Annotated in this window: 6 protein-coding genes and 1 tRNA gene; all 7 read right to left on the bottom strand. The window is 43.6% G+C overall.

Annotation, left to right across the window (positions count from 1 at the left end; genetic code table 11):
• Positions 1 to 4 precede the first annotated feature (4 nt).
• Positions 5 to 1,024, bottom strand: coding sequence for a hypothetical protein (locus A3Q3_RS14135; protein ID WP_157355052.1), 1,020 nt, complete (start codon positions 1,022 to 1,024; stop codon positions 5 to 7).
• Positions 1,025 to 1,160: 136 nt separating this feature from the next.
• Positions 1,161 to 1,787 (bottom strand): hypothetical protein, encoded by a 627-nt coding sequence (locus A3Q3_RS14510; protein ID WP_232418367.1) that lies wholly within the window; start codon positions 1,785 to 1,787, stop codon positions 1,161 to 1,163.
• Positions 1,788 to 2,368: 581 nt separating this feature from the next.
• Complete coding sequence (locus A3Q3_RS0104870; protein WP_020182453.1) at positions 2,369 to 5,935, bottom strand: TonB-dependent receptor domain-containing protein; 3,567 nt, start codon at positions 5,933 to 5,935, stop codon at positions 2,369 to 2,371.
• Positions 5,936 to 6,173: 238 nt separating this feature from the next.
• Entirely contained in the window at positions 6,174 to 7,172 is a 999-nt protein-coding gene (locus tag A3Q3_RS0104875; RefSeq protein WP_020182454.1) for a FecR domain-containing protein, read from the bottom strand.
• A 7-nt stretch (positions 7,173 to 7,179) separates the two neighbouring features.
• A complete protein-coding gene (locus A3Q3_RS0104880) occupies positions 7,180 to 7,680 on the bottom strand; it encodes an RNA polymerase sigma factor (RefSeq protein ID WP_020182455.1) in 501 nt (166 codons plus the stop codon).
• Between the two features lie 301 nt (positions 7,681 to 7,981).
• Positions 7,982 to 8,068: transfer RNA gene (locus tag A3Q3_RS0104885), tRNA-Leu, on the bottom strand.
• 208 nt (positions 8,069 to 8,276) lie between these two features.
• Complete coding sequence (locus tag A3Q3_RS14030; RefSeq protein WP_020182456.1) at positions 8,277 to 10,187, bottom strand: TolC family outer membrane protein; 1,911 nt, start codon at positions 10,185 to 10,187, stop codon at positions 8,277 to 8,279.
• Positions 10,188 to 10,265: the final 78 nt, after the last annotated feature.

Consider the following 10,265-nt stretch of genomic DNA (forward strand, 5'->3'; position numbering starts at 1 on the left):
ACAACTATGGGACAATTGTTGCAGGTGCACTTGGTGGTACAAAGCCAGTCGTCGTGACTGAAATAAATGGCGACTTTTCTTGACCAGTTTGACGTACGCGGATTGCGTTCGGACGTGTAACTGGCGCTGCAGTAGTACAAGCTGCTTTGACATAAGTCATTGCAGAAGAAGCCTGCGAACTACCATCATCATCCACAGCATTTGCATCAAATGTAAAATCAATCCAAGCATCATTTACATCAGCGGCTTGCTGAGTTGCTGTTGGGTTTGCAAGACAAGCAGGAGGAACAAACGTGATAGGAGCAGTACCGGTGAAGCGGCTTACCCCGTTGATATCTGCTGTACTACCAAACCCTGGCAAAGCCAAATACCCTGTACCAGCAGTACTACCCCCAGCATCGCCACAAACTGGCGAGGTCGCTAAAGCCCTATGTTGTACAGAAGTGTAAGTACGACCAATGCGATACACTGGTGAAGCATTAGGCGTTGTAGCCGTAATTGCATATCCTGCATCTATCACCAAACCATCAAAACCTGCGCGGGCAAGGTCATTCACCTCAAAAGTTTGGGTGCCTCCGTTCACGGTATCGTAATCTGAACTGTTCATTACTGTTTTTGCGCCATAAATACATATAGGGGTTGCTGTTACGGGCGCTGTTGCAGCAGGTTTACGCCACACATATTCATTAACTGTACCCACAGTTTTATTGGTACCACCTGTTTGGGCATTGTTCACCACAATTGAGCGTGCAGCTGTTGTCACTAGCGTATACCCGGTTTCTGGTGATGTAGGATCAGTTGCAGGCGCTGGATAGTAAGCGCAAGTATCATTAGTTCCAGCACCCGGTGCTACAGGTGCGCCAGCACCACTACCCGAACCAAAGTTACCTGTGGTATTACAAAGTGTGTAGGCCGTTGTTCCAAAACCAGTGGTTGGTATATTTACCAAACCCGGCAATGCTAATGCATAGGTAGAACAACTTAAAACTCCAATAATTGCCAACTTCATTTTAACGTTTATCATAATAATTCCTTTTTACGTTACAATTAGCAGGCATTTGTGGCTGCCTGCAACACCAATTCACCTCAATCTGTGTTAGCGCCTCGTGAGTACTAATTTTGATTTCAGTTGAATTCTTTTAAGGTAGCTGCAAATGCCTTTAATTTGGGGGCGTAATCACTGCTGGCGCAGTAGGTGGTACAAATCCAGTTACTCCAACTGAAATAAATGGCGAGATTTCTTGACCTGTTTGGCGTAAACGAATAGCGTTTGTGCGTGTAAGCGGTGCTGCTGTTGTGCATCCAGTTTTTATATACGTCACTGGAGAGGAGGATTGTATACTTCCATCGTTATCTACTGCGTTAGCATCAAATGTAAAATCGATCCAAGAACCATTTCCAGCACCTGATGGGTTTACATTCGCAGATTGCTCAGTTGCTGTTGGATTTGCTAGACATGCAGGTGCTACAAAGGTAATAGGATACGTTCCTATAAAACGACTAACCCCTGCAATTGCAGCTGAATTACCAAATCCTGGTAAAGCTAGATAACCCGTACCTGCCACTGCGCCTCCCGAGTCGCCGCATACAGGCGAAGTGGCAAACGCTCTATGCTGTACTGACGTGTATGTACGACCAATGCGATACACTGGTGAAGCATTTGGAGTTGTAGCCGTAACAGCATAGCCTGCGTCTACCACTAAATTATCGAAACCACCACGCGCTAGATCAGTGAGCTGAAAAGTTTGAGTGCCAGCATTCACAATGTCATAATCAGTGTTATTCAATATTACTTGGGCTCCGTAAATACAAATGGGTGTTGAAGTGATTGGTGTTGTAGCAGCAGGCTTACGCCAAATCCATTCTGTTACTGTCCCAATATTTTTATTCGTATTGCCTGTTTGGGCGTTGTTAACTACTATGGAGCGTGCCGCAGAGTTAACTAATGCGTACCCAGTTTCGGGTGATGCAGCGCTAGTTACAGGGGCTGGATAGTAAGCACAAGTATCATTAGTGCCAGCTCCTGGGGCCACCGGAGCACTAGCACCGCTACCAGAGCCGAAGTTTCCAGTAGTGTTACAAAGTGTATATGCGCTTGTCGCAAATCCCGCCACGGGGATATTGACTAACCCAGGTGCCGCTGACAAAAGTGTGGAACAACTTAATGTACTTAATATAGTTAGTTTCAAACTAATGCTTCTCATAATATTTCCTTTGCACTAAAAACATAAGCAAGCATTTCTGGCTGCTTGAAACACCACTTATTACAATTTCATCTAACCTTCTGTCTTAACCAGAATTAAATTTTTGAGCTGTTTCGTGAAGATTGATAATGTTTCTTAATTGATCTCGATCAACTAAATCATTATTATTTTTTATTCGGATCAAATTGCCAATTCAAACTAAACCAAATGCCTCTTGGTGCTCCCGGGGCAATAAAATTAGTACTTAACCAGTCGCCCGAATTATAGTTGTAACCGCTTGGCCCAATTGCACCGTTAATACTGGGTGAAAATGGGTTTCTCCCCAAACGCCCGGCACTGAAATACTCTTTATCAAACAAATTGTTTACTAACATTGTGGCGGTCCATTCAGAGTTAAATTTATAACTAGTCTGGAAGTTAAAGGTGGCATAACCGGGTACCTTTCCTGGATTGTTACTTGGTTGACGCGGCACTATACGAGTTATGGGCTGACTAGGATTGCTTGGGTCAGGTACCTCGACTGTTATATATTGCGTTACACCCTTTCTGTGTTCATTGTTCTCATTGCCACGCACAATGCTTTCGCTATGGACTACTGCACTAATACCCATTTGCCACTTTGGTGTTAGCTCGTAGCTAAAGCTGGCATTCAGGTTATGTAATGGCACACCGGGCATACGATCACCAGGCTTCACTGTAATCAATCGAAGTGTTTCTGAGTCAAAAACTAGATTACTTCTAAATGCAACCGAGCTACTATTATTCTCAGATATTGTGTCAAAGGTATCTTGAAAAGTAGCATCCGTTAGCGCGTAATTTATTTTAAATTGTGCTTTTCCAGCGATGCCAGACACACCTGCCTCTATGCCTTGACGGCGAGTTTTGCCAATTGTATTGAAGAGACTATTGTTCCCCCCTACAGATACCAAATAAATGTCATCTTTAAGATTTGTACGGTATGCACCTAAATTCCACTCTAAAGCATCTGCACCTAGCAAGTTATTAAAACTTCCTCTTAACCCAATGTCATAAGTGGTCGCTTTAATCTGAGGTAAATAAGGATCCCCAGCAAGAGTGGTAGGGAGTGTGCAAGAACGATTTTCGGCCAGACTTCTTGGCACTGGAATTTGATTATTGCTTGTATCAACTGCAAAAAAACCTGATGGCCTGTTATCAAACGCACAACCCAACTCAATCACGCTGGGAGTACGAGTACCTTGTGAGAAATTACTATATAAGTTTAAATTTTCTTTGGCTTGCCAAGTTAACCCCAAAGATGGGTTGAGTGAGTAATAGTTAAATTTCTCGGTTTCTGCTGGTTTAAGAAACTCATTTCCTATTAATGGAGCATATCCAGTGGAAGGGCAATTATCAGGACCACCTAAACATAAACCATAATAATTGGGGAAAGCACGATATTTGGCTAGATCATAAAATGTAAAAGCGGTGCGCGTGGCTACTTTATTTTTAATATCGGTAGCATTGTAACGGGCTGAACCAGTAATGTTTAAAGTTTCAATTGGACTCCAGGTTTCGCTTACATAAATACTTTTTGTAGTGGAAGTACCTTTGAAATTATTATTTGCAATATCTACAGTAGCCGCTAAATATTCGTCACGAATTTGCTCTGGTGCTAGGTAAGCTTTACGGCTTTCATCTAACAAACCTAAGCGTTGGCTATTTTTGTAACTTGCACTGGCTATATCAATTGAAGCTCCAACCATGAATTTGTGCTTTTCAAAGTTCCAGTTAAGTTGCACTGACCCACCATCAACCATCTGCTCTATATTATTGTCCGTTAACAAAGCCACGGGCGTACCATCCACTACTCCAGGCTCATTGTTTAAAACACCATCAGGCAATATTCCTAGGTTAGGGTTAGTTGGATTAGGCACTTCCAAGGGCTTCGATGGATTTGGCGAAGTAGCAATTGCTGACAAACATTCATTTTTGTTTACAGGAGCAATCGTCATCACAAGATGCTTTACCCCATCTGGCGTATAAAAATAATTTAAACCCCCTTCCGAAAGAGGATCTACAGCTAGCACATTTAGTCTTGAGTTAGTCCAGTTCAAATAGTCAGGAAACGAAAATGAGGCTTCCCCGTTAGAGTAAGGAGTCACATCACCTACTAAAGGCAAAGGCAAATTGGCAGCATTAAATACAGGGCCATAAAAATTTTGATAATATAAAAATCCATTACGCGCACCAGCTGCATAGTCTGCTGGCAAATCTGCATTCTTAGCATTAGGTCCCAATAACGCTAAAGAAGCATCAAGGTCATATGCTGGGTCAGCACTGTTTGTAAAATAATCAACTATAAATGGATTGGAACTAAAATCGTTAGGGTCAGCTAGATCAATAACATAATAGTCAGGTAGACCATATCTGTTGGTGCTCACAAAATTACAGCTAAATTGCTCACCTGGGGCAAGATTACGTTGAATCGTTTGAGCGTCCCCAAATCCATCGGTGTAAGCATCTGCACCTAAGGACTTACGTTTACTGTTACGTCTATAAATTTGACCTGTGACCGTAAAATTATCAGTTACAAAATAACTGCCACTTAGCTGAAACTGGCTCAATCTATTTTTTGTGGTGTCTTCGGATGTAAATGAAGCGTTGCGGTCTTGTGCGTACATTTCACTAGGTAACAGGCCATTCCCCACCAGATCCGTCCCCACCCATAAGGTGCTCAGGTTAAGGTCTAGCTTGTCTCCCCTGTAACTTGCTTTTGTAAATAGTTGGTTGACCTTACTCGGGGAGTTCTCTCGCCAGCCATCTTCTAAAAAGAAGTTGCCTGCAGCAAATAAGCCAATGGTACCGTTGTTCCAACCCCCTTCCGCTTGGAGTTGTTTTCTACCGAATGATCCTGTGAGCACTTCTGCATCTACACCAGCATTGTTAAAGCCATCTTTAGTTTTAAGAGTAAAGGCGCCACCTAGTGTGTTAAGACCAAAGATGGGATTAGAGCCGGGGAATACATCAACGCCTGCTAGTGCATTCATGGGAATCATGTCCCAGTTGACGACATCACCAAAGGGTTCGTTTATACGGATACCGTCAAAGAAGACACTTAAGCCTTGAGGAGTGCCGATCTGCGGGCCTGCGGTAAAGCCACGGTATTGCACATCCATCTGAAACGGGTTGCCTTGGTAATCATTCACAGTGACAGACTGGAGTTTCTTGTTCATTAAGTCGGTAATGCTTAATGAGTGTGAGTCTTTGATCTCTTTGGCAGAGATGCTTTGTACGTTGCCGGGGATCTGGTCTTTGGTTAACCCTAATCCAGGTAGCGGGCCTACTTCATAAAAGCGTTTGGCGCGGACTTCGACTTTATCTAGCTGAATATTCTTGTCGTCTTTTGAGGCACGTTCTATATAAGCATTCCCCTCATCAATTTTAGCGGCTAGCCCACTGTTAGCCAGAATGCGTTGTAGCGCCTCTTTGCGAGACATACGACCTTTCACCGCAGGGGATGTTTTCCCCAATACCAAATCGCTAGGGAACGCGATATTGAGATTAGTACTTTTGCCTAACTGATTGAGCGCAGCCGCTAGTGGCTGGCTAGGGATATCAACTGTCACGGGCACAGCAAATACAGCGTCTTGATCAGCCGGCAATTTAGTATTCAGTTCTGCAGCTTCTACGTGAAACTGCACAAATATCCAACACACGCACACCACTACGATGGCTAATATGGTTTTGTGAACCGCGCCCAAGATATCCATTCTTCTTCCTCAAAAACTATATATTTTTCTATTTATCGTTTGAGGAAAGAAAACCCTGACGTGGATAATAAAAAATAATTACTTTTTTATTATTTATATAAAGTAGCTAGAGGTTTTTTGCTAGAGAATAGCCCAGCATTTTTCGCCATGTATGCAAATACAGCAGCTGGATAAAGGTTGAAACGTGATTACTATTAGGTAAGGGGTGGTTACAGCGTAGGGGCAATCTGACTAAAATCTAAAGCTTCGTGTTTGCGCTCTCAATGACAGTCTGTTTAGTTTGATTGTGCACAATTACCGGGGCAATATTGGGTAGCCCTTGTAAGAACTCTTCTGCATCTTGCACGCTGACAATAGCAGAAATATTATGAGAAGACTGTCCATCAGCCACCACAGGCCGTGCGCGGTAGCGCGACAAGGTGTCTGCAACCTCATAAGTATCCGCCCACTCAAATACTAGCTTACCGTTCACAAACGCAAAGGCATCTGCTGCACGGCGCTGCGTAATAACCGCCGTCTGATTAGGATAGACTTCTACTACTTGACCATTAGTTAGCAGTTTGGCGTTATCTGCAGCCTCTGACTTAGGCATAATGGGCTCAACACGCACGCTACCGTGATCTACGCTAATCCGCACCAGTTTGCTTAACTTGTTGACCGCAAAGCGCGTACCCAATACCGTTACTTTGGCCAGCTCAGTCTCTACTACAAAGGGGCGATTGGCATCTTTGGCAACATCAAAAATTGCTTCTCCGCGCATAAGGTGCACGTGCCGCTGATGCCGATAAAATTTGACTTCCATTTGGCTATTACCACTTAAGGTTACACGGCTGCCGTCATCTAACGTACGCGTGGCTATATTGCCTACCGGCGTATCTGCAACGATTTGGGCGGTAGGCTGTTGCAGCCATACCTCGTATTGTTTGTTTGCAAACAATGCAAACAATCCCACAGCACAGATTGCGACCACATGGGCAATGTGCTTGACCACTTTTTGGCGTTTGGCGGATTTTTCCAGAAATGCATTTTGCTCCATTGCATCAGCTAATTTTGCTAACGACTTGGGCGATGCCAATTGATCCATGGTACTGCAGATGCTTTCGTACTCAGCTTGATGCACAGGACTCGTCGTTAACCAGCGCTCAAACTCCCCCCGCTCGGGCGCATCCGGTTCTGCATCTCGCAAACGGATATACCAAAGCGCTGCGGCTTCGCTGGAGTGAATGGCTTTCGACATGGTTAAACTATAGCAGTTTTTGTTTGGCCGCGCGCAAATCCAACATGGCGCGAATCATATGCTTCTCTACCATATTGAGACTAATGCCAAGCTTGTCTGCAATCTCTTTTTGTTTCAGGCCATCCACATGAAACAGCCAAAACACTTGCCGACATTTTTCAGGTAGTAAATCAACGATACGTTGCAAATAGAAAAGTTTTTGCTTGGTTTCATACAACTGCTCTGGTGAATAATCCGTTGTACTTTCTTCTAGCGCCACTTCATCATAAGGCACAAACTTAACCTCTTGGCGATATTGATTCACCAATAAATTGTTCACAATGCCGTTTAGGTAGGCTTGTGGCTCAGTATCGCGGTACGGGCTTCTAGAAACCGCAAAATAGACAATGGCATCTTGCAAAATATCAAATGCTTTATGTTTGCAAAATGTATGCCTGCTGATTCGGTTCAGCACATCCGAATAAGCCCATTGAAGATCTAAACCACTCCAAGTAAGTGCTTCGCTCATATTCTTCTTCTATTAAAACTTAAGAGTGCTATATAAATAGCAAAAATCGCTCCCACGATCAGGCTAGATTCAAGCTACTGATTTACTTTAAGAAATTAAAAGGTACCGAGACAAGGGAAGCCAAACTGGTTATATACAACCACAAGTAAAGCAAATTGGTGGTTCCATGGATAAAAACATTCAGGTTATCTATGACTCTGCTTAGGCTGACCATCCAATGCAGACAACCGGCATCGTAAAGAGGTATGTAAAGGATACTAATGGGCGTAAAAAAAGCCTTGATATTCAAGGCTTTTGTATTTGGTGCCCGGGGCCGGAATCGAACCGGCACGACCTTGCGATCGAGAGATTTTAAGTCTCTTGTGTCTACCAATTTCACCACCCGGGCGGGTGATTACTGCTGAATTTGTTGCGGAGCGTATTCTATCACTGTATCGCGCATTTTTACCGTAATCGGGACGATTTTTTTAATAATTTTGTCATTTATTTTCATATAAGCAAGATACAGTACGTGATCAATAGAGATATGAAAGAGTGATAATTCTAGATACAAAAAAAGCACCCTAAACTGGGTGCTTTTTTAAGCGGGCGTATCTTTATGGATTGACTAACTCACGCAAAATCTTCCACTCGCCACTGGAGTGTTCCAACTCCAAAGTTTTATTCACGTTATCGGCAAAGCCTTTTGTAGCAATTCGCTTAGCATTACACACATCACAGCCTTGGCTATTCTTTTGTTTTAATAGCTTATAGTTGGTCACACTATATTCTTGGTGGAATGTTGCTTTTGCCTTATCGCCTTCGCAAGTCACTTGTACATTCGACAATGCTAGGTTAATTTTCCCAGGGGAAGACAAACGTTGCTTACGTTGCTGTTCCCACGCTGTTCTTGTAAGTGGGGGCTCCGGGTTGAATTTTTCTGAGTAAGTTTTGATATAGGCGTCATAGTCTTTTTGACGCCATGCAGTTGCCCAATTGTTCACTTGTGCGGTTACCACTTCCGGTGAACATGCACCGGCTGCGGCAGGCGCTAATGCAGTGGTTCTTTCTATTGGTTTAATGAGCTGGCGATTAGTGACGTTGAGCGGTTTAGCATCTGCCAAAATAGCGGCTTTATCAATTGTCACCGGTACGGCTGCAACAGCCTGACAAACAGTGGCGGCATCTACATAGTCTTCACGCTTTACTTCCGGCAAGCCTTGTCTGGCTGAGCCAATTCTATTGACCAGCTGACCTTGCCCAGCAAACAATCTCGCATAGGCATTCATCAAGTCATATTCGGTATTGGCATAGCTACGCTTTGCCTGAAAATACTCATTTTCTGTATCGAGCAAATCCAATAAGGTTCTTTGACCAATATCAAATTGCTTTTGGTAGGCTTCCCGTGCGTTTTCAATAGAAGCACGATGTTGATCGCGATAAGTGATTTGCTCTTTTAATTGGCGGATATCGTTATAAGCAATGGTGACGATTTGACGCGTATCGATACAGGCTTTATCACGCAAATCATTGGAGCGATTGAGTTTTTCCAATGTTTGGCTAACAGCCGCTTTATCAGAAAAGCCATTAAACAGGTTAAAGTTCATGGTCAACTCTAGTAAATCCGCTGCGCTGGTACTGTTCTCACCATCAGAGCTGGTACCCAAATTTTTACGCGCTTGCAAATCAAAGCGGGGCAAGTAGCGCGCCTCTTTGGTTTTCACTTCTTTTTGTGTGGCTTGAATATCTTCTATGGTCGAGAGTAAATCTGGATTGGAAAGATAAGCCACTTGCAATGCCTCTGTTGGGCTAGGTGCAATTTCACCTGCTACAAACGCTGGCATTTCTAGCGTTTCTGGTGGCAACTCCCCTAACAAGCGTTGTACTCTGGCAGTCACTTCATACAAATTAGTGGTTTCTGTCAGCAAGTTAGCCTCAGCTAATGCTAAACGACCTGACGCCTGCTCTAAATCCACACGTCTCGCTACGCCAGCATCTACACGCTCTTTGATTTTGTCATGATATTGCTTGTGAATGACGTAGTTGGTTTTTGCATATTCGGTGAGTTGGCGGTAGCGCAACGTATCGATATAAGAGCGCACAAATTCCAGCGTAGTATTTTGCATGGCACTTTGTAACTCGTAATACCGTACTCTTTGCGCATGTCCTAAGCGACTGACTTCATTTGGCGTTGCAAAACCATCAAAAATCATCTGTCTGAGGACTAGTTCGTTGTTGGATCTTGGAATAGCAGTACCATTACGGCGGCTAAAGCCACCATCCATGTCTTCTTGCCTACGGTAGCTGCTGACAATATCCGCTTTAGGTAGATAACCGCCCTTGACCACATCGCGTTCGTAGCCCGCACCAGTGTATTCATGGTACTTGACTTGTACTTCCGGATTGGCGGAGATGACTTGTTCAACCATCTCTTTGAGCGTCGTCAATGTTTGCGACTGAGCGCTGAACGAAAACCATGAGAGTGTTGCAAATACAATAAACGGTTTCAGACTACTTATTTTTTTCATCAAGTGAGTTCACGGATCTTTATAACATTATAGAAATCATTAGGTTAGTAAAAAAACCTGAACTGAATATACTATACA

The sequence above is a fragment of the Methylotenera sp. 1P/1 genome (assembly GCF_000384355.1).
Taxonomy (GTDB): domain Bacteria; phylum Pseudomonadota; class Gammaproteobacteria; order Burkholderiales; family Methylophilaceae; genus Methylophilus.

Excerpts from the sequence above, each read along its gene's own strand:
- A3Q3_RS14135 (WP_157355052.1), bottom strand. The coding sequence starts at position 1,024 with ATGATAAACGTTAAAATGAAGTTGGCAATTATTGGAGTTTTAAGTTGT.
- A3Q3_RS0104870 (WP_020182453.1), bottom strand. The coding sequence starts at position 5,935 with ATGGATATCTTGGGCGCGGTTCACAAAACCATATTAGCCATCGTAGTG.
- A3Q3_RS0104875 (WP_020182454.1), bottom strand. The coding sequence starts at position 7,172 with ATGTCGAAAGCCATTCACTCCAGCGAAGCCGCAGCGCTTTGGTATATC.
- A3Q3_RS0104880 (WP_020182455.1), bottom strand. The coding sequence starts at position 7,680 with ATGAGCGAAGCACTTACTTGGAGTGGTTTAGATCTTCAATGGGCTTAT.
- A3Q3_RS14030 (WP_020182456.1), bottom strand. The coding sequence starts at position 10,187 with ATGAAAAAAATAAGTAGTCTGAAACCGTTTATTGTATTTGCAACACTC.